This is a genomic window from Eubacterium uniforme, assembly GCF_900167115.1.
In the GTDB taxonomy this organism is placed as follows: Bacteria; Bacillota; Clostridia; order Lachnospirales; family Lachnospiraceae; genus Eubacterium_S; species Eubacterium_S uniforme.
This window is the reverse complement of the sequence record NZ_FUXZ01000016.1, coordinates 1-24,562: the sequence shown is the minus strand read 5'-3', so window position 1 is coordinate 24,562 and position 24,562 is coordinate 1. Positions and strand designations below refer to the sequence as shown.

The 24,562-nt window shown below is 31.7% G+C and carries 21 protein-coding genes, 1 tRNA gene and 1 other RNA gene; 3 read left to right on the top strand and 20 right to left on the bottom strand.

The genetic code is table 11. The annotated features are described in order from the left end of the window. The first annotated feature begins 61 nt into the window (after positions 1–61). A complete protein-coding gene (locus B5D16_RS11120; protein WP_078767064.1) occupies positions 62–910 on the top strand; it encodes a LysR family transcriptional regulator in 849 nt (282 codons plus the stop codon). An 84-nt stretch (positions 911–994) separates the two neighbouring features. Here B5D16_RS11120 and B5D16_RS11115 read toward each other — a convergent pair whose 3' ends face one another. From B5D16_RS11115 to B5D16_RS11105, 3 genes are all read right to left on the bottom strand, one after another. Further along, positions 995–1,618, bottom strand: coding sequence for a DUF4230 domain-containing protein (locus B5D16_RS11115; RefSeq protein WP_078767063.1), 624 nt, complete (start codon positions 1,616–1,618; stop codon positions 995–997). 2 nt (positions 1,619–1,620) lie between these two features. Beyond that, a complete protein-coding gene (locus B5D16_RS11110) occupies positions 1,621–2,274 on the bottom strand; it encodes a DUF4230 domain-containing protein (protein ID WP_078767062.1) in 654 nt (217 codons plus the stop codon). A 73-nt stretch (positions 2,275–2,347) separates the two neighbouring features. Beyond that, positions 2,348–2,716 carry a desulfoferrodoxin family protein gene (locus B5D16_RS11105; protein WP_078767061.1) on the bottom strand — a complete coding sequence of 123 codons (369 nt, stop codon included), beginning with the start codon at positions 2,714–2,716 and terminating at the stop codon, positions 2,348–2,350. Between the two features lie 223 nt (positions 2,717–2,939). On the opposite strand from B5D16_RS11105, the gene B5D16_RS11100 reads away from it, so the two are divergent. Continuing rightward, positions 2,940–4,121, top strand: coding sequence for a YihY/virulence factor BrkB family protein (locus tag B5D16_RS11100; protein ID WP_078767060.1), 1,182 nt, complete (start codon positions 2,940–2,942; stop codon positions 4,119–4,121). Positions 4,122–4,180: 59 nt separating this feature from the next. Here B5D16_RS11100 and ssrS read toward each other — a convergent pair. From ssrS to B5D16_RS11020, 16 genes are all read right to left on the bottom strand, one after another. Further along, positions 4,181–4,360, bottom strand: a non-coding RNA gene (gene ssrS, locus B5D16_RS11095) — 6S RNA. Between the two features lie 106 nt (positions 4,361–4,466). Beyond that, positions 4,467–5,129: an acyltransferase gene (locus tag B5D16_RS11090; RefSeq protein WP_078767059.1), complete on the bottom strand. Its 663-nt coding sequence runs from the start codon at positions 5,127–5,129 to the stop codon at positions 4,467–4,469. A gap of 124 nt (positions 5,130–5,253) precedes the next feature. After that, entirely contained in the window at positions 5,254–7,098 is a 1,845-nt protein-coding gene (gene glmS, locus B5D16_RS11085; protein ID WP_078767058.1) for a glutamine--fructose-6-phosphate transaminase (isomerizing), read from the bottom strand. A gap of 43 nt (positions 7,099–7,141) precedes the next feature. Further along, complete coding sequence (locus B5D16_RS11080) at positions 7,142–9,148, bottom strand: DNA topoisomerase (RefSeq protein ID WP_078767057.1); 2,007 nt, start codon at positions 9,146–9,148, stop codon at positions 7,142–7,144. 42 nt (positions 9,149–9,190) lie between these two features. Next, positions 9,191–9,814, bottom strand: a complete 624-nt coding sequence (yfbR, locus tag B5D16_RS11075; RefSeq protein ID WP_200803994.1) for a 5'-deoxynucleotidase — start codon at positions 9,812–9,814, stop codon at positions 9,191–9,193. A 249-nt stretch (positions 9,815–10,063) separates the two neighbouring features. Next, positions 10,064–11,116 carry an aldose epimerase family protein gene (locus B5D16_RS11070; RefSeq protein ID WP_078767055.1) on the bottom strand — a complete coding sequence of 351 codons (1,053 nt, stop codon included), beginning with the start codon at positions 11,114–11,116 and terminating at the stop codon, positions 10,064–10,066. A 71-nt stretch (positions 11,117–11,187) separates the two neighbouring features. Continuing rightward, positions 11,188–12,675, bottom strand: a complete 1,488-nt coding sequence (gene thrC / locus B5D16_RS11065; RefSeq protein ID WP_078767054.1) for a threonine synthase — start codon at positions 12,673–12,675, stop codon at positions 11,188–11,190. Between the two features lie 22 nt (positions 12,676–12,697). Then, on the bottom strand, positions 12,698–13,189 hold the full coding sequence (leuD, locus tag B5D16_RS11060; protein ID WP_078767053.1) for a 3-isopropylmalate dehydratase small subunit: 492 nt from the start codon (positions 13,187–13,189) through the stop codon (positions 12,698–12,700). A gap of 84 nt (positions 13,190–13,273) precedes the next feature. Continuing rightward, the gene (leuC, locus tag B5D16_RS11055) at positions 13,274–14,539 is read right to left on the bottom strand and encodes a 3-isopropylmalate dehydratase large subunit (protein ID WP_078767052.1); all 1,266 of its coding nucleotides are present in this window, start codon (positions 14,537–14,539) and stop codon (positions 13,274–13,276) included. A gap of 450 nt (positions 14,540–14,989) precedes the next feature. Further along, positions 14,990–16,153, bottom strand: coding sequence for a DHHW family protein (locus B5D16_RS11050; protein WP_078767051.1), 1,164 nt, complete (start codon positions 16,151–16,153; stop codon positions 14,990–14,992). A gap of 11 nt (positions 16,154–16,164) precedes the next feature. Beyond that, a complete protein-coding gene (locus B5D16_RS11045; protein WP_078767050.1) occupies positions 16,165–17,550 on the bottom strand; it encodes an MBOAT family O-acyltransferase in 1,386 nt (461 codons plus the stop codon). A 14-nt stretch (positions 17,551–17,564) separates the two neighbouring features. Next, positions 17,565–18,089, bottom strand: coding sequence for a DUF4358 domain-containing protein (locus B5D16_RS11040; RefSeq protein ID WP_078767049.1), 525 nt, complete (start codon positions 18,087–18,089; stop codon positions 17,565–17,567). A 24-nt stretch (positions 18,090–18,113) separates the two neighbouring features. Then, a complete protein-coding gene (locus tag B5D16_RS11035; RefSeq protein WP_078767048.1) occupies positions 18,114–19,217 on the bottom strand; it encodes a transglutaminase-like domain-containing protein in 1,104 nt (367 codons plus the stop codon). A gap of 23 nt (positions 19,218–19,240) precedes the next feature. Beyond that, positions 19,241–20,308 carry a hypothetical protein gene (locus B5D16_RS11030; protein WP_078767047.1) on the bottom strand — a complete coding sequence of 356 codons (1,068 nt, stop codon included), beginning with the start codon at positions 20,306–20,308 and terminating at the stop codon, positions 19,241–19,243. A 254-nt stretch (positions 20,309–20,562) separates the two neighbouring features. Beyond that, positions 20,563–23,292, bottom strand: a complete 2,730-nt coding sequence (locus tag B5D16_RS11025; protein WP_078767046.1) for a beta-propeller domain-containing protein — start codon at positions 23,290–23,292, stop codon at positions 20,563–20,565. Between the two features lie 18 nt (positions 23,293–23,310). Continuing rightward, positions 23,311–23,829, bottom strand: a complete 519-nt coding sequence (locus B5D16_RS11020; protein WP_078767045.1) for an RNA polymerase sigma factor — start codon at positions 23,827–23,829, stop codon at positions 23,311–23,313. A gap of 276 nt (positions 23,830–24,105) precedes the next feature. On the opposite strand from B5D16_RS11020, the gene B5D16_RS11015 reads away from it, so the two are divergent. Beyond that, positions 24,106–24,189, top strand: a tRNA-Ser gene (locus B5D16_RS11015). A gap of 179 nt (positions 24,190–24,368) precedes the next feature. Here the strand turns inward: B5D16_RS11015 and B5D16_RS11010 are convergent. Then, positions 24,369–24,562 (bottom strand): transposase (locus B5D16_RS11010; protein WP_200803993.1); only part of this gene is annotated, 194 nt, incomplete at its 5' end.

Genomic DNA, 24,562 nt, shown 5'->3' with positions numbered 1-24,562 from the left:
GATAGATAATATATATGTGTATATAATTTTTGTTTATATGACAATAAGAAAGGATTAAAATATGGATATAGAAAGTATTAAGACTTTTATAACACTTGCAGATAATAAAAATTTTACAAGAACTGCATCACAGTTGTTTATAGCACAATCGACTGTTACTAATAGAATTAATGAATTAGAAAAAGAACTTGGAAATCCACTATTTGTTAGAACTAACAGAAGTGTTGAACTTACAACAACTGGAGAACAATTCTATGAATACGCCGATAAGGTTTTACACCTTACTGATACATATTTATCCGAGATTAATTCACAAGTTAAATACGAGAACCACTTAAGAATTGCAAGTTCGGACTCAATATACGAAGGTCATCTTGCGCCTATCATTTTAAAGCATAAAAAAAAGAATCCTAATGATTCCCTTAAAATCACCATAGGTTTATCAAGTCATCTTATTGAGCAAATGCTTGATAACATCTATGATGTATTATTTACTTATATTCCAATTAACAAGCAGGCTTTTCACTGCGAAATATTTAGACAGGATAAGATGATTCTAGTTACAGACTATAATAATAAGAATTTCAAAAATGGAATTAAACTTGATGAACTAATTGAAGTAAATTATCTTATGTGTAATTTCGCACTTCAAAATGTAGGACAGTTCATAAGAAACCTATTCCCAAAGTATCACCAATTCTCTCTTGAAATTGATGACTGTTCAAAGATTATTCCGTTTATTCTTCTTGGTGAATGTTATACATTCCTACCACATGACATGGCAAAACCATACATAAAGGATAAAACTCTAAGGCAAGTTAAACTAATAGACCTTGAGCCACCTGTTATTAATAGTTATATCATTTGTAAAAAAAATAAATGGGATGTTTGTCAAAAGATATTTATGTAGTTTATATTAAAACATATTAAAAGAGATATTAGTAAAATGAGTTATTCTCAATACTAATATCTCTATAATTAATATTTGTAAAAATTATTTTGATTCTTCTTTATCAGGTTTTAGTTCTAAAAATGTAACCTCGTAGTTTTTACCAGAAATCTTATTCATCTGCTCAATGTAACTTTCTATAATGTCTTTAGCTCTTTTTCTTGCACTATTAATAAGAGTTTCATTATTTCTAACTTCCTTATCCATATTTTCCTGAGCTGCATCAATTGCTTTCTTTACATCTTCTGTTTTAATTCTATTCTTTTTAAATCCATTATCCTTATCGCTAACATAAGAATCATCTGTCCATGATTTTGGATCAATACTTGTATTAATCTGACATTCAGGAAGTGTAATCTTTACATTATTTTTTTCAATTTCCATCTTAACGTCATTTAAATTATAGGAAATTTCAACCACACCTACGTAATCAACCCAGAATTCTCTATTCTCTTTTAATAAAGAATTAATACCTGAGCCATCAGTCTTTTTAGCTTTTGCAACATTATTAAATTTACATTTAAGAGTTGCTAATTCGCATAGATTTCTAATACTTTCAATTGTAGGCTCCTTATCTCCAATGGAAATCTCTTTCTTCTTTTTACCACATCCTGATAACATACTAACTGTAAGAAGTGACACCATCATAAATACTAATACTCTCTTCATGATTATTTCACCTCCCCATAGCCATTTACGGTAAGCTTAATATCACTACCATCTGCATCAATCCAAGCCTGAACCATAGCTCTGACTATATCCTTAGCCGATTCTGTTGCTGTAGATTCAATGTCACCTTTTTCTTCTATTTTCTTCTTTAAATCATTAACTGCAGCCTCATGGCCAACAGTATATGCAAAATGATTATTATATGAATCATCATAGAATAAAAATTCAAGTGTGGATTCATTCACTGTAGGTTCTTCAATATCTACTTTAGGAAGGTTTACTATTACTTCCTTACCATCCTTTGTAACCTTTACATCTATTTTATTTACGTCTATTCCAGCCTTTACTTTTCCCTCATAACATACGTAATAAACTATGTCCCCGCCTGCATCTCTATCAACCACAGGACAATATCCATTATATGGATACTCCACAGTATATAACTGACTTCTCTTTATCACATCAGTAAGTGTCGCAGTTGTTTCTTCAACATTAACAACTCCATCTTTTCCAACAATATTATCGAGAAATCCAAATAGATGTTTTCCGTGGATTTTTTTATTAATAAAACTTCCACCCACGCATATTACAGCTATTAAAAATATTGTTATTATACTCTTAGCTGAAAAAAATACTATTCTCGTTTTCTTTTCCATATCTTCCTCCTTTTTTCTTTTTTATTATTCCATACCTTTATATAATTCCTTATAAACCAAATTCTAATTTTTATTATTTTTTCCAAAAACCATGTAAGTTACAATATTCATACGCTGCAATAACCTCATCATCTTTTGCAATATAAAATGTTGCAACTGGTTCTTCTCCAGGTTTAAATGTCTTTCTCTGTCTTCCATTTTTAGTTTCTATAGCTATCCATTCTATAAAGTGTTCTTCCATCATAGGATGTGCAACTTCTCCAACCTTTACTGTCACTTTACATCCATCAACTTCAACAACAGGTACATGCTTTTCTCCTGCACCATCAGAAGTATTAGGTTCTATTTCAACCATAGTCTCTCCACAACACACAACATCACAAGCTGCCTTTTCTAAATATGTAATCATATTCTTACACTTTGTACATTTAAAAATCTTCATGTTAAAACCTCCATACCTATTATTTTTCTTTATAAACGTATGTATTCACTATAAAAAACTCACAAATACACATTAATACGTTTCCAATTTAAATATACCATAAAAAGTATTATTTTCATATAAAAACATCTACAAATTTTTATACTAAATAGTACATTTTTAACCCTAAAAATGATATAATGTTATGTGAACCTAAACGTTTTTATTTGTTGGAGAATATTGTATGAATAATATGATAAAAAGGATATTACGAATCCCTGGTAATATAAGCAATCGATTCACCAAGGATCACGTGGGCACATATGCATCGCAGGCTTCACTTTTTATGCTACTATCTTTATTTCCGCTTGCCATGCTTGTACTTACCCTTGTAAAATATACATCTGTAACTCAAGCAGAATTACAAGATCTTCTTTTACAAATAGTACCTAATTACTTTAAACCCACATTAATTCATCTTATAAAAGAAGTATATAAAACCGCTAATAGTGCCGTTATTTCTATAACAGCCATAGGTACAGTTTGGGCTGCATCTAAAGGTATTATGGCCATATTAGTTGGACTTAACGAAATATACCATCATAATCAAAATAAGAATTGGTTCTTTCTAAGATTTATGTCCATAATATATACTGTACTCTTTGTTTTTATATTTGTGCTAGTACTTGTTGTTTTGGTATTTGGAACAACCATCGCAACAACTGTGATTGATAATTTCCCAAAGTTTGGTTATTTTGTTGTTAATGTATTATCAACAACATCAATTATAAGTTTTTTCATTCTTACTATATTTTTCATATTAGTATATGCCATTGTAAGAAGTAAGGTGTTCGGTTTTTTGGATAATGTACCTGGAGCTCTATTTGCAAGCGCTGGTTGGATATTCTTCTCATATTTCTTTTCAATTTATATTGAAAAATTTGCTGGTTTTTCAGCTATATATGGAAGTATGACTACAATCATTCTTGTAATGCTTTGGGTATACGCACTTATGTATATATTATTTATAGGTGCTGAAATAAATGTTTATTGTAAAAAGATTTTACTTCTTTCTAGCATCAAACGTGCCAGAAAGAAAAAACAAAAAGCAAAAGAAAAACAAATTGTCGATCACTTATCTACAATGAAGGATGAACAGAGAGTTGATGAAATTGAAGAAGCTAACAGGCGATTAAAATCAATTCTAAAAGACGGCACTGAAGTTGTTGATATAAGTTCATTAACTAACGAAGATAATATATTTAAAGAAATAGAATCTAATACTAATATTGATTTTAATACTGATTCTAATAGTATTACTGAAACTAATACTAATACTGATATAAATACTGATAAAAATACTAATATTAATACCAATATTAATACCAATATCAATACCGATATTAATACAAAAATAAATAGTTAGTATCAAAATAATACTAACTATCTACACAAAAAACAAGCAACTACCGTTGCTTGTTTTTTATATGCCCCGAAATGCCGTTCCTGCTTTTGAGTCCTAGCAAGGCTAGGTGGGTTTCCGCAAATAACATCTCTGCCTACCAGAAACACTCTATAAGGCTTGACATCAAAGTATCAATATAGGAATCCCTTATGTAAAAATGTAGGTTCAAATTAACAGGTTCGCGTACATCCCAGGATTTCTGTTAACATAATTATAATACAAAAGAGCATTTTTTTCAAGTCAAAAAATGCTCTTTAATCATAAGCGTTCTTACCCAAAACGCGTTTCTTAAACTATGTTGTTTTCTTAATTTTCTTTTCTAACAATGTCATCTGCTTTCTTGTAAATGCTATCAGAAGGAACAACTCCTCTAACCATTGAAAGCGGATAAATATTACTATTAGAACCTACAACTGTTCCTGGATTAAGTACACTATTACATCCTACTTCAACGTGATCACCTAACATAGCACCGAACTTTTTAAGTCCAGTTTCTATCTTTTCGTCACCACATTTTACTGTTACAAGTGTTTTATCACTTTTAACATTAGATGTAATTGAACCAGCACCCATATGTGATTTGAAACCAAGGACTGAATCTCCAACATAATTATAATGTGGAACCTGAACGTTATTAAATAAAACAACATTCTTAAGTTCAGTTGAGTTTCCAACCACACAATTCTTTCCTACTATTGCATTGCCTCTAATAAATGCACACTGTCTAACTTCTGCCTCATGATCAATAATACATGGACCATTAATATAAGCTGAATCAAACACTTTAGCATCTTTTGCAATCCAAACATTATCACCTCTTTTATCATATTCATCTGGTGATAACTTTTCGCCTAAACTAACAATAAACTCTCCAATACTTTTAAGCACTTCCCACGGATAATCCTTATCCTTAAAAAGATCTGCTGCGATTGTCTCATCTAGTGAGTACATGTCTTTAATTTTAATCATACTATTCTCCCATTCTTTTTTACCTTATTAAAATTTATACCACATGTTACAAATTTCTCTTCCCCATAATAAAATTTTTCAATGTGCAAAAAAGTTTCGATAAATTATCGAAAGTAATTATATTTTACTCCACAGTTACAGATTTTGCAAGGTTTCTTGGCTTATCAACATCAAATCCCTTGCTAACTGTTGTATAATATGCCAAAAGCTGTAATGGTACAATAGTAACCATTGGCATAATAATATCTTCAAGATTAGGAACAGTAATCAAATCATCGATAAGTTTTGTATTCTTATCCTTATCTTCCTTATCTTCGATTCCTGAACCTTCTTTTCCAACTACTATTGTATATGCTCCTCTAGCCTTAACTTCAGATACATTACTAATTGTTTTTTCTAATAATTCACTCTGTGTAGCAACACAAATTACTGGTACGCCTTCCTCAATAAGAGAAATTGTACCATGCTTAAGTTCGCCTGCTGCATAACTTTCTGAATGAATATATGATATTTCCTTAAGTTTAAGTGAACCTTCCATACTAAGCGCATAATCAAGGCCTCTACCAATATATAAGAGACTTGGTGAAATAACAAGTTTTGAACCAATGAATTTACACTTTTCATCACATGCCATAGCTTTTTCAATTTCATTAGGAATTGATGCTAAAACTCCTGTTAATCTCTTACATTCAGTTTCATCAATTGTTCCTCTAACATAAGCAAGCTTAAATGCTAAAAGATACATTACTGACATCTGCACAGCAAATGCCTTAGTTGAAGCAACTGAAATTTCAGGACCTGCATGTGTATATAAAACCATGTCAGATTCTCTTGCAATTGATGACCCCTTAACATTAACAATTCCTAAAACCTTAGCGCCTCTATCTTTCGCTAAATGAAGTGCTGCCTTTGTATCAGCTGTTTCACCAGACTGTGAAATAACAATTACAAGGTCATCTTTTCCAATAATGGGATCTCTATATCTAAATTCTGATGCAATATCAACTGTAACTTCAATTCTTGCAAGTTTTTCAATAACATACTTACCAACTAAACCTGCATGCATCGCTGTACCACATGCTACAATAAAAATCTTTCTGAATGATTTTAACATATCATCAGTAAGACCACACTCTGATAAATCAGGCATACCATTAACAATTCTAGGTGTAATTGTAGTCTTAACTGCTTCTGGCTGTTCATGAATTTCTTTAAGCATGAAGTGCTCATATCCACCCTTTTCAGCAGCCTCTAAATCAAATTCAGATGTTAATACTTCTTTTACAATACTTTGTTTATGAGTATCGCAAAATTCTACTCTGTCTGATTTAATTGTAGCAATTTCATTCTCCTCTAATAAATAATACTTATTTGTATATTTTAAAATTGCTGGAACATCAGATGCAATGAAGTTTTCACCATCACCTGTACCAATAATTAATGGGCTATCTTTTCTTACTGCATAAATAGTTTCTGGATAATCCTTAAAAATAATACCAAGTGCATATGCACCTCTAACATCAGCTAATGTTTTAATAATAGCATCAACAGGATCGCCATTATAATGATAATCAATTAACTTTGCTACTGTTTCAGTATCTGTTTCACTAACAAATGTATAACCCTTGCTAATTAAAAACTTCTTAATCTCCTTATAATTTTCAATAATACCATTATGTACAATTGAAACTCTCTTACTTCCATGTGGATGTGAATTAATATCTGATGGTTCTCCATGAGTAGCCCATCTTGTATGTCCAATACCACAATGTCCATCTATTTTTTCTCTTTCATTGAGTTTATCCCTTAAATTACTTAACTTACCTTGTGTTTTTTCAACAACAATTTTACCTTTTTCAAATACAGCAATACCTGCAGAATCATATCCTCTATATTCTAACTTTGAAAGTGAATCAAGTAAAACTTCTACACACTCTCTATCACCTGCATATCCTACTATACCGCACATATTATGTCCTCCTTATTCTTGGTAAATTTTCACTCAAAAGCGACTATTTATAATTAGCCGCTGCTCTCTGATAATATGCTCTAAGCTTTGACTGATTGTTAACTCCCTTAACATAATTAGTTCTTCTCTCAACAAATCCTTCTAACTTTTGCATATACTCTTCCGCACTTATCTCTCCTTGTGCAACCATTGTAAGGCCTTTTTCCCAACTGGCTGTAAGTTCTGGATTAAGTAACTGATTAATCGATGCTGATACTACATCATAAATCATCTCACCCATTAATTTGGGTGAAATAATCTGAGTCTTTTTATTAAGTGAGATATACTTATTTCTAATAAGCTTATCTATTATTTCAGCCCTTGTCGCGCTTGTTCCAATACCACTACCCTTAATCTGCTCACGAAGTTCTTCATCTTCAATAAGTTGACCTGCATTCTCCATGGCAAGTATAAGCGAACCTGAATTATATCTTTTAGGTGGAGAAGTTTCTCCCATCTTTTCATATATATCAGCAATATTTATTTTATCATTTTTTCGTATACCATTCAATAAGGAAAACATATCCTGTCCACCTTCTTTATCATCATTTGGCATACCAGCTATTTCCAAATATCCAGGCGATTCTAAAACCTTTACAGAAGTGCTAAATACTTCACTACTCATATTGTCTGGTGTTTCACCATCCTTTAATAAACTTCTATCGCACTCCATGCACCCAGTTATATTAATTTTCTTATATACTGCTGCAGGATAAAAAATACTAAGAAATCTTTTAACAATTAGGTTATACACACCTTCTTGTAAACTACCAGGTGTAAGACTATTTGAATTAACACCTGTTGGAATAATAGCATAATGATCTGTTATCTGTTTATCATTAACATACTTAGTCTTTTCAAGACCTTTATATGCGCCACTCCCTAGTATTTTACTCGCATATCCTCCATATGCCTTGTTATTCTTAAGACCATTTAAATTTTTAGTAATTTCCTTAGCAACTGCCGTAGATAAAACTCTGGCATCAGTTCTTGGATAGGTTACTAATTTTTTCTCATATAATTCCTGAATAACCTTAAGAGTATCATTTGGTGCAATTTTAAATATCTTAGAACAGTCATTCTGCGCTTCTGCTAAGTTATATAAGAGCGGTGGATTCTTCTTTTCAGTCTTTTTTGAAATTTCACTAACTGTCATTTCAAGCGGATCATTTTTCTTTAAAGCTTCAATAAATCGTTTAGCCTCCGCTTCTTCTAAGAATCCATTATCCTTATATAAAACTGGAAGTCCTGCATAGAAAGATTTTTCATTAACTTTCCATTCCATCTCAAAACCATCTTCACTTCCACACTTAGCAATTATTCGATAAAATGGAGTCTTAACAAATTCTCTTATTTCTCGTTCTCTTTTAACAATCATTCCAAGAACACAGGTCATAACTCTTCCCACAGAAACAACTGCATACTTTTCATTAAGGAAGTTTGCAATACTATTACCATACTTAAGTGATAATACTCTTGAAAAATTTATGCCCATAAGATAATCTTCTTTGGCACGTAAATATGCACTATCTGAAAGTTTATCATACTCTTTCCAATCCTTAGCTTCCTTAATTCCTCTAATGATTTCTTCCTCTGTCTGTGAATCAATCCAAACTCTTTTTCTTTGTTTATCAGCACCAACTTTAGCTTCCTGATCAACAAGTCTATAAATATATTCTCCTTCACGTCCTGAGTCAGTACAAATATATATAGTATCGACATCATCCCTAGTAAGAAGTCCCTTAACAATGTTAAACTGCTTCTTAACCCCATCTATAACCTCATACTTATATTCCTTAGGCATAAATGGAATAGTATCAAGTGACCACCTCTTTAGGCTTTCATTATAAACTTCAGGATAACTAAGTCTTACAAGATGACCAACACACCAGGTTACTATCGCTTCATCCGATTCTAAATATCCATCATGTTTTTTTGTATTTAATTTTAATGCCTTAGCAAATTCATTCGCCACACTAGGCTTTTCTGCTATAAATACTTTCTTTCCCATGCTAGAATAATTCCTTTTTCTAATCTCTACATGTAAACAATCCTATAATTTTGATTGTTCATCAAGTGTTTTATTATAAGCTGGAAGAAAATGCTCCATAAAGAAATCAACTTCTTCCATCTCCATCTTTTTAATAGTATTTTCAAGTGTTTCCTTAGCACTATCAAAGTCATGGTTACCCATGCTTATCTCTTCCATACACTTAACCAAAGCTGAAATCTTATCAGCAGCCTTAACTATTCTACGTTCCTCATAACTATTATTTTCAACATGCAAAATGTTTTTATAATAATCTCTCATCTCCTCTGGAAGCTCAGATAAGAGTTTTTCAATTGCAACATTTTCTACATCTTTATATGCCTTCTTTATATCAGGCGCATAATACTTAATTGGTGTAGGTAAATCTCCCGTAATAATCTCTGATGTATCATGATACATTGCAAGCATTGTTACATGTTCAATATCTATATTACCATTAAAATACACATTACTAATTACACTAAGTGCATGCGCAATAAATGCAACATCCAAACTATGTTCAGCGATATTCTCATTAATGGTATTTCTCATAAGTCCCCATCTATTTATATATCTCATTCTAGATAACATACCTAAAAAATCGAAGTTATCAGCATCACTATATTTAATCTCTGTCATATTTTTCATAATTCCATGCATTTAAGTGGATATATACATAGTCTATCCCGGACTCTGCTCTCGCACATCAAGGGTGCCCCTAGCCACACTAAGTTCGCATTCGATAAATATCGATGCTCACTAAGTGTAGAGACCCTTTATGGTCCGTGCTAGAATATGTATATACTCACTTTATGCATGGAATTTTTACCTTTCTCACATAGTTTAAAATACACGCAGGGATTAACCTGCGTGTATTTATATATTTATTATAAGAATTTACTTTGCGCTAAACTTATAAATTGTAGTTGAATTATATTCCTCACCAGCTTTATAAAATGGCTGTGGGAACTGTGGAAGGTTAACTGCATTAGGTGCATACTGACTTTCAAATGCAAGTCCATCATTGCCCTTGTAAATATAACCATCCTTTGATACTTCGTTAAGTCCAATGAAGTTTCCAGCATAGAACTGAAGTCCTGGAAGTGTAGTGAAAATTTCCATTACCCTACCTGACTTATCACCTTCAATTCTAGCGATAGGCTTATCAAGTGTTGGATTATTAAGTACGAAGTTTCTATCATAACCGCTAGCAGATGCAATCTGCATATCTGTTGACTTATTGCCTTCTCTAGCACTCTTTGGAGTTCTAAAATCAAATACTGTTCCTGTTACATCTCTTTCTTCACCATGTGGAATAGCATGTTCATCAGCAACAGTAAATTTATCAGCATCAACCCAAATGATGTGATCAAGTGCACATCCACTGTTATGACCATTTAAGTTAAAGTATGAATGATTTGTTGGATTAATGATTGTATCCTTATCAGATACAGCCTTATAGTTAATAACTACTTCATTATCCTCTGTAAACTTATATGTTACATCAAATGTAAGATTACCTGGAAGATTCTGGTCTCCATCTGGGCTTAAAAGTCTAAATGTAACGAAACCTTCAGCTTCATTTACAGCAACTTCATCATATAATCTATAGAAGTATGAGTTTGATCCACTATGTAAGTTGTTATCATTGTCATTAACTTCCATTTTTATAACTTCACCATTAAGTACAAACTGTGCTTTTTCAATACGGTTAGCATTTCTACCTACTACTGCACCATGTGCACTTGGATTTTCAAAATAATCCTCAAGCTTATCATAGCCAAGTAATACATCTGCAAAATTACCATCCTTATCAGGTACAATAATGTTAACCATAATTGCGCCATAGTTTGTAACTGTTAATTTAGCGTTTTTGCTATTTGTAATTTCATATAGGTAAGCTACTTTTCCATCCTTAGTCTTACCGAATTCTGATTTAGTAATTTTCATCTTGCTCCTCCAATTTCCACGGTTTCCCGTTATATAGTTTTATATTATCCTGACTAAGCAGGAATCCCCTCTTAAATACCTAAAAACTTTTTAACGATATCCTTCATGCCATCAACATCACAGTTGTTATTATGACGAACATCTGCATTTCTGATTTCCTCAATTGCATTAGGAACTGCTACGTTACCAATACGACTAAGTTCATCAACTAATTCAAAATCACCCTTTTCATCATACTTTGGATCAATTGCGTTCATAACTGATCTTGTAAACTTAAATGGGCTTGCTGTTGATGCAATAACTGTTGTCTTGTTATCACCTGTAGCCTTCTTATATTTATCATATACTGTAGCAGCAACTGCAGTATGTGTATCCATAATATAACCACAGCTTTCATATGTATCCTTAATTGTCTTTGAAAGTTCTGCTTCTGAAGCATAGTTACCATAGAAGTCCTTAAGTTCAGCCTTCATCTCAGGTGTGATTTCATATTTACCCTTTGTCTTTAAATCTTCCATTAATGCAGCATTCTTTTCATAACTATTACCAGCGATTCTATAGATAAGTCTTTCTAAGTTACTTGAAATAAGAATGTCCATTGATGGAGAAATTGTAAGCATGAATTCTCTATTCTTATCATAAACACCTGTTTCAAAGAAATCATATAATACTTTATTATCGTTAGATGCACAGATTAATTTATCAATTGGAAGTCCCATGTTCTTAGCATAGAATGCTGCTAAGATATTACCAAAGTTACCAGTTGGAACTACAACATTAATCTTTTCATCTTTAGCTACTTTTCCTTCTGCGAAAAGCTTAGCATATGCATATACATAGTATGCAATCTGAGGAACTAATCTACCAATGTTGATTGAATTAGCTGATGAGAACTGGAATCCCTTATCAGCCATTTCCTTAGCAAGTTCCTTATCACCAAATATAGCTTTTACACCACTTTGTGCTTCATCGAAGTTACCATTAATTGAAACAACATATGTGTTATCACCCTTCTGTGTAACCATCTGTTTTTCCTGAATTGAACTAACACCACCAGCTGGGTAAAATACAATAATTCTTGTACCAGGAACATCAGCAAATCCTGCCATTGCAGCCTTACCAGTATCACCTGATGTAGCTGTTAAAATAACAATTTCATTATTGATGTTGTTCTTTTTAGCTGATGTTGTAAGAAGATGTGGAAGTATTGATAAAGCCATATCCTTAAAAGCAATTGTGCTTCCATGGAATAACTCAAGGTAGTATGCGCCTTCAACTTCTACCAAAGGTGCAATCTCCTCTGTATCAAACTTACTATCATATGCTTTATTGATACAATCCTTTAATTCTTCTTCTGTAAAATCTGAAAGGAAGTTCTTCATAACATTATATGCTACTTCCTTGTAATCCATCTTTGATAATTCTTCAATACTAACATCTAATGCAGGTATTGATGTAGGCACAAATAAGCCACCATCATCTGCAAGACCTTTTAAAATTGCTTCACTAGCTGTGAAAGTTTTACTATCACTTCTTGTACTTTTATAAAGTGTACTCATAAACGACTCCTTAACTTATAAATTAATTTTTCTTGTTATTAATGTAATTTACCAAACCACCTGCTGAAATGATATTCTGCATAAATGGTGGGAATGGCTGTCCCTTAAATGATGTGCCCTTTGTCTTATTAGTTATTACTCCGCTATCAAAATCAACTTCTACTTCATCGCCAGCTTCAATACCCTTTGAAGCTTCTGCACATTCAATAATTGGAAGTCCAATGTTAATAGCATTTCTATAGAAAATTCTAGCAAATGTTTCAGCAATAACACAACTTACACCAGCTGCCTTAATAGCGATTGGCGCATGCTCTCTTGATGAACCACAACCAAAATTCTTATCGGCAACAATAATGTCGCCTTTATTAACTTTATTTACAAAATCCTTATCGATATCTTCCATACAATGTTTTGCAAGTTCTTCTGCATCAGGAACATTAAGATATCTTGCAGGAATGATAACGTCTGTATCTACATTATCGCCATATTTAAATACTTTGCCTTCTGCTTTCATATCTATCCTTTCTAAATGAATAATAAACAAATCAATGCATTTGCTAATATTCATCATAAACAATTTTATGTTAACTGGTTCGTTTTATAAACCTAGTTCCTCTGGGCTAGAAATCTTACCTGTAACTGCTGATGCTGCTGCAACTGCTGGAGATGCAAGATAGATTTCTGATGTAACATGTCCCATACGACCAACGAAGTTTCTGTTAGTTGTTGAAACAGCTTTTTCACCATCTGCTAAAATACCCATGTGTCCACCTAAACATGGTCCACAAGTTGGAACTGAGAATACTGCTCCAGCCTTAATGAATGTTGAAGTTAATCCTTCTTCAACGCACTTAAGGTAAATATCCTGAGTTGCTGGAATAACAATAACTCTTACTCCCTTTGCAACCTTTCTTCCTTCTAAGATTTTAGCTGCAATTCTCATATCCTCAATACGACCATTTGTACAAGAACCGATTACAACCTGATCAATCTTGATTTCTGGAACCTCATCGATAGTCTTTGTATTCTCTGGGAGATGTGGGAATGCAACTGTTGGCTTTAATGTGGATAAGTCAATTGTATATGTTTCATCATATACTGCATCCTCATCAGGTTCATAAACCTTAAACTCTCTAACTGAATGTTCCTTCATGTATTCAATAGTTTTTTCATCAACTGGGAAAATACCGTTCTTTCCACCTGCTTCAATAGCCATGTTAGCCATTGAAAATCTGTCATCCATTGAAAGGTATTTAATACCATCACCAACGAATTCCATTGATTTATATAAAGCTCCGTCTACACCAATCATGCCGATGATATGTAGAATAATATCTTTACCGCTAACCCACTTAGCTGGCTTTCCAGTAAGTTCGAACTTAATTGCTGATGGAACCTTAAACCAAGCCTGGCCTGTTGCCATGCCTGCTGCCATATCTGTACTACCTACGCCTGTTGAAAAAGCACCAAGTGCACCGTAAGTACATGTATGTGAGTCTGCCCCAATTACAACATCACCTGCAACAACAATACCTTTTTCAGGCAAAAGTGCATGTTCAATACCTACTTCACCAATTTCAAAATAATTAGTGATATCATTCTCATTAGCAAATTCTCTCACGCATTTACAAAGCTGTGCTGACTTAATGTCCTTATTAGGTGTGAAATGGTCAGGAACAAGTGCGATTTTGTCTTTATCAAACACTCCATCCACATTCATACCTTCAAGTACACCAATTGCAACAGGAGCTGTAACGTCGTTACCTAATACAAGGTCTAAATTAGCTTCAATTAATTGTCCTGCTTCAACACTAGGAAGTCCTGCATGCGCTGCAAGAATCTTCTGAGTCATCGTCATTCCCATAGACTTTTCCTCCATTCTTCTACTTAACTTCTTTTAAGTACTATTTAAAAATTCTGAAAATCGTACTCGAATATCATACCACAAAATAGGTGAATTGTAAATTTATAATATAACTTATTTAAACACCCCACCCCCCGAAGGTATATCGTCTATCTTGGACACTGCTCTCGCACATCAAGGGTGCCCTAGCCACACTAAGTTCGTAAAAGATGCTTGTATTGTTATATCTACAATTAAGCCGCAGAATACAAGTATTCTAATATAAAACAGAGGAGATGATTATAAGCATAAATGCTCAATCATCTCCTCTGTTTTATATTATAACGCTTCGCGTTATTGCGTCTTAATCGTATTTATAAACAAACATCTCTTACTTACTAAGTGTAGAGACCCCTTATGGTCCCAGCTAGAAGATATAACCTCCTTGGGAGATGGGGTGTTTAAATAACTTTAATAAATTCCACTAACACCTGTGTCTGTGTCAACTGTATTCATGTTATATAATACTAAAATGTCTGTTACTCCGTAGTCTTCTACTAGTTCTTCGCCACCGTTCATATAATATCTTGTATCTAATACAATGATTGTTTCATATTCATCTACTAAAAATGGAATAAAGCAGTTAGCGTAACTATCCTTATATACTAATAAGCTTTTTCCCTTTCTATCTTCCTTAATCTTTTTATTTTTAATTACAATCTTATCATTAATGTTGTTAAGGAAAAATGAATACTTATCTCTTCTTTTTAAATAACCTTCATTGTATAAAACATGTCCAGTTGCATTTTGATAATTAATGTCTAAAGTATTCTTCTTTGTAAAACTTACCATTTTATCTGGTTTTAAGTCTTTATCATTAACTTTAGAACTAATTGTTCCATAAAAGTCCTTACTAACCTCTGTTAATGTATATTCATCAATTGGATGTTCAGCAAGTCCTAAATCTGAACAATACTTTTTAAATGCATCGTATGCACCAAGTGTAGTCCAGTGATGATCTGTCTTATAAAATACCGTGCCTTCTTCTGCTCCCTTTTTTAGAGTTTCACTTACATCAATAAAATTGACTTTAGAATCTAACTTCTCTTTTACTTTCTCTATCTCTTCTAACTGACAGCCACCATCTGCATTCTTTGGCAACTTATCTTTATATATCGTTATTGCCGTTGGTACAAGCATTAAATTTACATTGCAATTTTCGTACGTACTTGCTAAGCCATTTACATGTCTTACAAATTTATCCATGTTTTCATAAGGCTTTGGTTTCTCGATATAATAGTTATCCTTACAAACGTATACACCATTTATCTCTTCTTTGCCTTCTAACTTTTGCACCTTGGCATACAACTTCATAAAATCATCTCTTAACGGAAAATGATCACATAAATAATCTTCAAGTCCTTTAGTAAACTTTCCATTCTTAAGAGTTTCAAAACTAAATTCAGGGAATTGCGCTAAGTATCTGTTTTCGCTTTCCGAATATTTTTCTTTACTAAGTCCCATTTCAAGAGCAGATGCCAAAACAATAAGTATGACTACAATATAAACTGTAAATCTCTTAGCAAATTCAGACACATATTTAATTGCTTGTAATATCCTCTTCTTTTTTGTCATCTTTAACCTCTTTAAAATCTAAAATATAAAAATGGATTATATGTATTTCTTACCATAAAACTTATTGTTACGATGAATAATGTTATAAAAACTAATCCTTTTACAATTCTAAGTCCTTTAACTTTATCTCTAAATAATCTGTACATTGGTGTTGATAAAATCATTCCAATTATAATTACTGTCATATAATTTCTTATGTTATATTTAAAGAAATTATCTGTTAATCCATATGCCGGATTAAACATATGCTTAAAGTATGTAATCATCTTATCAAAATCTTCTACAGCAAATAATACCCATGAGATTAAAATTAAGATTATTGTAATAAAGTGCATAAATATCTTTGGAATCTTTTTGATAACATTTGCTAATACATACTTTTCTAAAACAAGAAGCACCGCAAAATAGAATCCCCAAAGCATAAAGTTCCAAGATGCACCATGCCAAAATCCAGTTAGTGTCCATACAACCATAAGGTTAAATATGGCTCTTGCCTTGCCGCATCTATTACCACCGAGTGGGATGTAAACATAAAGCTTAAACCACTCTGATAAAGTCATGTGCCATCTTCTCCAGAAATCCGTAATTGAAGATGCAATGTATGGATAATTAAAGTTTTCTGGATACTTAAATCCAATCATAAGTCCCATACCAATTGCCATATCACTATATCCTGAAAAATCAAAATAAATCTGAAGAGCAAATGCTACAATACCAAGCCATGCACCAAGCATACTTAAATCTGATACTCTTGCAAGACTATCATCCCAAAGCATACCAATTTGATTTGCTATTAATACTTTTTTAAACAACCCCATTCCAAATCTGATAAAACCTGAAACGAATTTATCTCTTGTAACCTTTCTACTCTTTAATTCAATTGAAACCTGTGCATATCTAACTATTGGACCTGCTATAAGTTGTGGAAACATAGATACATAAGTCATGTAATTTAAGAAATTATGTTCTGTATTAATATTTCCAAGATAAACATCAATACTATAACTCATAGTTTGGAATGTAAAGAAACTAATTCCAATTGGAAGTGCTAAATTAGTTAATGCAACTTCACTTCCTGTTATATTATTAAATGTTCCAATAAATAAATCTGCATATTTAAATATTGCTAGTAGCGATACATTCATCACTACTGACACAACCAAAAATATCCTCTGTTTACTTCTTTTTCCCTTAAACTTCTCAATCATCAAGCCATTAATAAAGTCAATGACTGATGATATGATTAATAATGATATATAAACAGGTTCTCCCCATCCATAGAATATCAAACTAAAGATGAGAAGAACCGCATTCTTACATTTTTTAGGAACTATGAAATATATCATAAGGAATAATGGTAAAAAATAAAATAAAAACGGAATACTACTGAATACCATTATTAACTCCTTTATTATTCACCTAAGAATTTATTAAATTCGTATTTGCCATTTGAAGCCTGGTCGCTAACTATTAACATAATGTAATTTCCTTTCACATCAATAACAGCCTTATCTAACTTTGGAACCTGTTCTGGATCATAAGTGTTAAACACACCCTTTCTCTGATCAATTCTATCTTCTAATGACTTCTTAGCTATAGCCATATCACTTTTAGATTTCATTCTTAAGATACATATTTCATCCGCAATTTTAGTATTTTCTTTTGCATTAGTAAATGCAAAGTCTTCAACCTTATCTAATTCTAAATCGCAAATCTGTTCAAACTTGTTTTCAGCATTAGTATCACCTGATTTAATAGTTACCATTTCTGGTAAATCCGCAATTCCACCAAGAACCTGTTCTAAAACCTCAGTAGAAGTATACTTACCCTTATCTTCTGACACTTCTTCTTTTTTCTTACCACATGAACATACTGACAAAACAGTAGTTAATGCTAATGCTATAACTAAACCTTTTTTTACAATACTCTTTTTCATTATCTTTCCTTTCAACAATCAAAATCAACCAACTGCTCCATCATAAGAATCTGTATCATCGTAAGACTCTACCTTACCAAAATTCTTATCTAAGATTTTATCATATTTTTCTGCATCAAAAGTAGTATCCGTTTGATTTCCATCCATTCCTTCATCATATGGCTTTTTCTTTGCGAAAATAAAATAAGTACTATCTCCAAATTTAAATGATGATATTTCTGCACTTTCATATCCCATACGACTTTGAATACCTGTTAATATATAATTTGTTTTATATGTATTTTTTTTATCGTTCTGCTTTACTACATAAGAGAGATAAAAAATATTATCCTCTTTATTGTTTTCCTTAGCTATTTTTTTTGATATCTTTAACGCATCATCTACATTTTTCGCATTCATAATAGCATATGAATACTTTGTACCCTCTGCTTTTGGAAATAATCTTGAATCCCAATCATGTCCTTCTCTTGCCTGTCTATCTGTCATATTAAAAGATGCATATGGTGCACCTTCTGCATCCATATAACAATCTGTAATATACCAATCGTCTTCTAATTTACACAAATCCCAAGAATGTCCAAGCCCTGTATCATGCATAACCTTACATTCAATTCCAACCATGTTTGCTAGTAATCTAAATGTTGTTGCATATCCTACACAAACTGCTTTTTTCCCTTTCATTACACCAAGTGGTGTCGCAACTTCTTCTGCTGTTCCTGAACCATGTGGAACATTATTAATAATCCATTTATAAATTTCTTTTTCTTTATCAAAATCTGACATATCATCCTTGATAATATCTTTTAAAATATCAGATGCTAATTTAAGTGTTTCTTTCTCATTATCATCTAAACCTTCGTCATTTCCATTTTTATATGCATCTGAGATTTTTGTAGTATCCTTAATTTGATACTCATTAGCAATTAGTACATTCTCTTGATCTTCATTGTCATCTTTTTTCTTATCATTTTCTAGAGACTTCTCTATTTCTGCAATCTTCTTTTCATATTTATCAACACTATCTGTAACCTTCTTTGCATAATTACTATTAACAATGCCTGTTTCTATAATAATGCCGCATACAGCAATGGCAAATATTGCAGCACCAATTTTCAAAATTTTATTCATGCCTTTCCTCCTAATGATTATTCCTAATACTGTTCACTTAAACCAAATCTATCATCTAGATCTTTATCAATCTTATCTAAATCAATCTTTAACTTACTAACATCAAATTCTTGATTCTGATAAAATGCTATTCTAAAGTATATATAATCATCTTTAGAAAACTCTTTTGTTGGTGTATATAAATCCATGCTATCATTTGTAATTCTATAAGATACACCTTCATTAATATATCTAGCTAGATCAACATTCTTTTGATTATCACTTTTTACAGCAAATGTATAATCAAAATTTTTCTTTGAATCAACTGATTCTTTTAATTTCTTGATCATATCATCCGGATTATCTATTTTAATAGAATTAATGATTGAATAAACATATTTTGAACCGTTTATTTCTGGAAAATCTTTAGTTGCAATCATTCCATAATCATTCTCTTCCTTACCAGTATTGAAATTCCAATATTTACTAGATTCTAAATCTGAAAAGATGTTAACACTATACCAACATTTATCATCCAACTTACAAATATTCCATACTGAAGTATTATCATCATCATGTGCAACCATACACTCTAAATCTGCCATGTTAGCTAAAAGTCTAAACATCATTGCAGAATTTTTTTCATTAAGAATTTTACTCTTAAATGCACCTAGAAGAGTATCCGTATCTTCTTCTGTTTCTGGTACATTACTACCATCAATCTTAAATGTATTATCATACATCCAATCATATATTGCTTTTTCTCTATCATAATCTGACATATCCGATTTAATAATTGCATCATAAATCTTTTTAGCTTCTTCTAATATTTGTTTTTCATCATCTTTTAAATCTTTATCATCATTAGATTTATATGCATCCACAATATTCTTTGTTGAAACAATTACTAAAGCATCATTCACTTCAACGTTTTCAAAGTCCTGTTCTTTTTCTAATTCCTTTTGAGCTTTGTCTTCTTCATTGGCAACAAATGCTTTTACTCTATCATATGACTTAATTGTTTTTTTGTTACCATAAACGCCTGCTCCAACAGCAACTACTCCTAAAGCTGTAATGACCACTATTCCTGTCACCTTTAGAAACTTTTTCATGTCTCCATTCCTCCATATATCAATCTTTCCAATAAACTAAGACTTTCCAAAAGTCCATATTGATTATAGCAATTCTTTTTTTAAAGTCAATAAAAAACAATTTAATTTTTTCTGTATTTACTGTATTATTACTTAATTATGACACTTTTGTTACAATAAACCTTATTAAATTAATTTTTGTTTAAAATTTAACAAAAAAATACTATTTATATCAAAAAAACACCGACCCAAAAAACTTGGGTCGATGTTTATAATTATTCACTAATTTCCACTGTTGGTCCTATTAAATCTTCTAATGAAGTTTCACTTTGACGTCTTGATCTTTTTCTCTTTGATTTCTTCTTTTTAGTTTCTGTCTCAGTCTCTGATTCTGTCTCAGTTTCTGTTTCAGTTTCAGCTTCCTTAATCGATTCTAACTCTTCATCAGTCAAATACTCAGTTGATATCTGTGCTAGTTTTTCAAATGAATTTAAACTATATACCTCTACCTTACTATTTGGAACAATAACATAAGCATTACTTCCTATATACATTCCTCTAACATTATTAAAATCATTAATACGCTCATTATCAATAACATCACCTACATATGTTTCATAAGTCGAATTATTAGTTTCTAAACTTCTATCAACATTAGGATCATATGTAAAATCATTATCCATTAAAAGTGTAAATCCATCTACATCATCATATTTATAAAAACTATAAACATGTGAATAAGTATATCTAGTATTATAATTTTGTCTTCTTGAAGCAACACCAATAATGTTCTTTTCTTTATCTAATAATAATGATTTATAAGCTGTATTATATTGTGACCAATCACAATTTGGAATAACATACTTATGCACTTCTTCCATATGAAGTGGATCTGAAACATCAAACATAGAGATTTTTCCTCTGGAGTAACCGAACTCATCAATATCTACACCTATACCAATAAGATGTTTTTTATCCCAGGAATATAAATAATCTGAGTAACCTGGTACTTCTAATGCTCCTAATAATTTAGGATGTTTCTTATCTGATAAATCAAAAGCAAATAATGGATCAGTATTTCTAAATGTTACAACATAAGCTATCTTACCTAAAAATCTAACTGACTTAACTTGTTCATCTGGTGCAATACCTGCATACTTTCCTAGCTGATTTAATTTTTCATCAAGAATAATTAATACATTATCTCTTTCACGCTTAGTAAAATTATATGTATCGCTACCAATTCTCTTATGACTAATAATATCATCATATGAAAGAACAACTCTTAAACTTCCATCATATTCATCAATACTATCTGAATTTTTAACGCTACCCTTATATGCTTTTTCAGCAACTACTTTAATCTTACCTTTGTTATAATTTACTTTAGTAATATGTGTATTCTTAAATCCAACTGTTTTATTAGCTGCATCATCTTCTTCATATGAATCTTCTAAAATATAAATATTATTTTTACTTACATAAAAGTCTGCATAATCAGCTAAAAGTGCAATTGATTTTTTAATCTTTTCAGGCTTATTTGTATCAATAGATGATACAACAACATAAGATGTACTATCAACATATTCTGAAATGTATACATTCTGTGGCTGAACATAATTATCATTTACTCTAGGAACACATCTTTCCTCTGTGAAATCATAAAGTGTTTTATAAGTAAATGAATAAATATATCCACCAACTAATCTTGAAGTCATGTATGAACCTTCCTGATTAACTTCACTATCAAGTTCTACATCTTCAACATCACTTATATCAAATGTATAAATATATGTTTTATTATAAAAATGTAAGAAATCATAAAATTCATCATTTGAGCTAACCTTAGTATCTTCAAAAGTAACATCACATACTAAATATAACTTATCATCATCAACATACATTTCTTTAAATACATAATTATAAGCTTTATCTGGTACAACCTTTGAAACATTAACTTCTGAAATAACCTTTGTGTTTTCACCATCAGCTTTAATGATTTTTATATAATCTGCACTATCATCATGAACCTCTTTTTCCTTAGGTTCTTCTGGCTCTGTTTCTGACTCAGTTTCAGTCTGAGATTCCGTTTCTGTCTGGCTTTCTGTTTCAGTCTGGCTTTCTGTTTCAGTCTGACTTTCTGTCTCAGTCTGAGACTCAGTTTCTGTCTGAGATTCTGTTTCTGTCTGAGATTCTGTTTCTGTCTGACTTTCTGTTTCTGTCTGACTTTCTGTTTCTGTCTGACTCTCCGTTTCTGTAACTGGTCTAACAGTTCCTTTCTTAAGTTCTGCTTCAGCTTCAGCTTCAACTTCAGGTCTTGACGTTAAGTCATCTGAAATAGCCCCATTCATTCTATATTTATATTTAGAAGTATTTTTTAAAACATGATTAACTTCCAAACAGTAAATATAATTTCCGTCAGTTTTTACCAAATCTCCTTCATCAACATCTTCTGTTCTAACATTTGTCTTAGAATAATCTTCTGCTGCTCCAGTATTCTCTGACTCACTATAAGCAACATCTAAGTCCCCCTCTGTTGGAGATTTAGCAGCCGCACTTGCACTATTTGATTGTGCAACCGATCTATATTTATAAGAACCACCTATGTTAAAGAAATCTGACCAAAATCCTCCTTCAACATAGTTTCTATCATAATATGTCTCTTTGATATCACAAAGTTTATTATAAATTTGACGATAATTATCCGCTCTTTCACCTTCAACCGGCTCTGAAACCTGTTTAACCTGATTTTGATTAATTGCAACCGCACAGAACATAAAGCAGGCTGCCAAAGAAACTGCCTTAAATACATTCTTATGAAATCTCTTAATCTGCTTCTTTCCAATATCAATGTATCTATCAGCGATGGCTCCTTCATCAATACTAGCATCTGTTTTCTTGGCTTTTTCAATTCTAGCCATCATATTTTCTTTATTTAATTCTTCAGGTATTTGTATTTTTTCACTATCTTGTAATATATCTTTTTCAAATTTCGATTTACTCATTTTAAACACCCTTTCTGCTTAACTATTGCCTTCAAGTATTTTTGAAAGTTTCTTAGTTGCTCGTCTATATCTAGATCTTACTGTGGAACCACCAAGTCCAAATATATGACCAATTTCCGAACTTTTATATCCAGAAAAAACAGTTAGAAGAACTATCATCTTTGTTTCGTAATCAAGTGTAGCTAATGCACTCAAAAGGTCAACACTTAACTCTAAATCTCTAGAAATCGCTTCAACCTCTGGAATGTTTTCAAGAGTAACTGTATTATTATATGCATATTCTCTTATTTTCGATTTACACTTATTAGAAAGAATCTTCATAATCCAAGTTCCAAATCTCTCTGGATCTCTTAGACTTTTAATTCCAAGAAAAGCAGCTATGGCTGTTTCACTAACAGCATCCTTTGCATCTTCTACATTAGCAAGTGTATAACATGCTATTCTGTATAAATCCTTATTAACTTCCTCATATAAATTAGCAAATGCTTCCTTATTCCCTTGCTTTGCTAAAATAACATTATCTACGCTAAACTTCATTATATACTCCTTGTTACGTAACTTTTTATGTCCTTCTATATATAAGTGTGTTTTTTTCGTTAAACTGTTGCAACAAAAATAATTTTTTTACGTTTACTATTTTTCATGTCTTATATTATATAAACTCTTAACCTTTATTTTCGTTACAAAACAAATCAAATAGATTATATCATATTAAATAAAAATATTATAGTAGTTGTCAGTTTTAAGAAAACTTGGTATAATTGTTTTTCGAAGGTGGCAAAAACCTTGTAATCGCCCCCTTTTCATTCATTCGGAGATGTATCGAAGTGGTCATAACGAGCGCGACTCGAAATCGTGTTGCCGTCAGGCACGTGGGTTCGAATCCCACCGTCTCCGCTTATTATTTAACATCAAAAAGGGACTGTAAAAAAAGTTTCTAAATAGCAGAACTGCATTGGCAATGGCCAATGCAGTTCTGTTTCTCTATGTATAATTATTATAATTGTTGATTTTAGAGGCACTTTAATAAGCCCTATGTTAATAAGAGCTTTTTTAATCTATTCAGTTACCTGATATCATGCAATCATCTTCAATCTATTTCGTTTATTGTGATATTTATAAAGGTTAAAAGCACAAGCAATCAGGGTTAACTCTAAATTTACGTTTTCTAAGCCTCTTCTGAACAGCCTTTTATAAGATCTGTCCCACTTGATAACACCAAATGTTCCCTCAGATTGTATGCTTCTGTTCATGCGAAGCAAAGCTCCAT

What these genes read in the sequence shown, in the direction of transcription:
- glmS (WP_078767058.1), bottom strand. Translation starts at nt 7,098, where the DNA reads ATGTGCGGTATAGTAGGATATGCAGGTGATAGAGAGTGTGTAGAAGTT.
- B5D16_RS11030 (WP_078767047.1), bottom strand. Translation starts at nt 20,308, where the DNA reads ATGAAAAAGTTTCTAAAGGTGACAGGAATAGTGGTCATTACAGCTTTA.
- B5D16_RS11115 (WP_078767063.1), bottom strand. Translation starts at nt 1,618, where the DNA reads ATGAAGAGAGTATTAGTATTTATGATGGTGTCACTTCTTACAGTTAGT.
- B5D16_RS11035 (WP_078767048.1), bottom strand. Translation starts at nt 19,217, where the DNA reads ATGAATAAAATTTTGAAAATTGGTGCTGCAATATTTGCCATTGCTGTA.
- B5D16_RS11105 (WP_078767061.1), bottom strand. Translation starts at nt 2,716, where the DNA reads ATGAAGATTTTTAAATGTACAAAGTGTAAGAATATGATTACATATTTA.
- B5D16_RS11100 (WP_078767060.1), top strand. Translation starts at nt 2,940, where the DNA reads ATGAATAATATGATAAAAAGGATATTACGAATCCCTGGTAATATAAGC.
- B5D16_RS11090 (WP_078767059.1), bottom strand. Translation starts at nt 5,129, where the DNA reads ATGATTAAAATTAAAGACATGTACTCACTAGATGAGACAATCGCAGCA.
- B5D16_RS11050 (WP_078767051.1), bottom strand. Translation starts at nt 16,153, where the DNA reads ATGACAAAAAAGAAGAGGATATTACAAGCAATTAAATATGTGTCTGAA.
- B5D16_RS11020 (WP_078767045.1), bottom strand. Translation starts at nt 23,829, where the DNA reads ATGAAGTTTAGCGTAGATAATGTTATTTTAGCAAAGCAAGGGAATAAG.
- leuD (WP_078767053.1), bottom strand. Translation starts at nt 13,189, where the DNA reads ATGAAAGCAGAAGGCAAAGTATTTAAATATGGCGATAATGTAGATACA.
- B5D16_RS11080 (WP_078767057.1), bottom strand. Translation starts at nt 9,148, where the DNA reads ATGGGAAAGAAAGTATTTATAGCAGAAAAGCCTAGTGTGGCGAATGAA.
- yfbR (WP_200803994.1), bottom strand. Translation starts at nt 9,814, where the DNA reads ATGAAAAATATGACAGAGATTAAATATAGTGATGCTGATAACTTCGAT.
- leuC (WP_078767052.1), bottom strand. Translation starts at nt 14,539, where the DNA reads ATGGGAATGACGATGACTCAGAAGATTCTTGCAGCGCATGCAGGACTT.
- B5D16_RS11070 (WP_078767055.1), bottom strand. Translation starts at nt 11,116, where the DNA reads ATGAAAATTACTAAATCAGAATTCGGTAAGACTAAGGATGGAAAAGTA.
- B5D16_RS11120 (WP_078767064.1), top strand. Translation starts at nt 62, where the DNA reads ATGGATATAGAAAGTATTAAGACTTTTATAACACTTGCAGATAATAAA.
- B5D16_RS11110 (WP_078767062.1), bottom strand. Translation starts at nt 2,274, where the DNA reads ATGGAAAAGAAAACGAGAATAGTATTTTTTTCAGCTAAGAGTATAATA.
- B5D16_RS11045 (WP_078767050.1), bottom strand. Translation starts at nt 17,550, where the DNA reads ATGGTATTCAGTAGTATTCCGTTTTTATTTTATTTTTTACCATTATTC.
- thrC (WP_078767054.1), bottom strand. Translation starts at nt 12,675, where the DNA reads ATGAGTACACTTTATAAAAGTACAAGAAGTGATAGTAAAACTTTCACA.
- B5D16_RS11040 (WP_078767049.1), bottom strand. Translation starts at nt 18,089, where the DNA reads ATGAAAAAGAGTATTGTAAAAAAAGGTTTAGTTATAGCATTAGCATTA.
- B5D16_RS11025 (WP_078767046.1), bottom strand. Translation starts at nt 23,292, where the DNA reads ATGAGTAAATCGAAATTTGAAAAAGATATATTACAAGATAGTGAAAAA.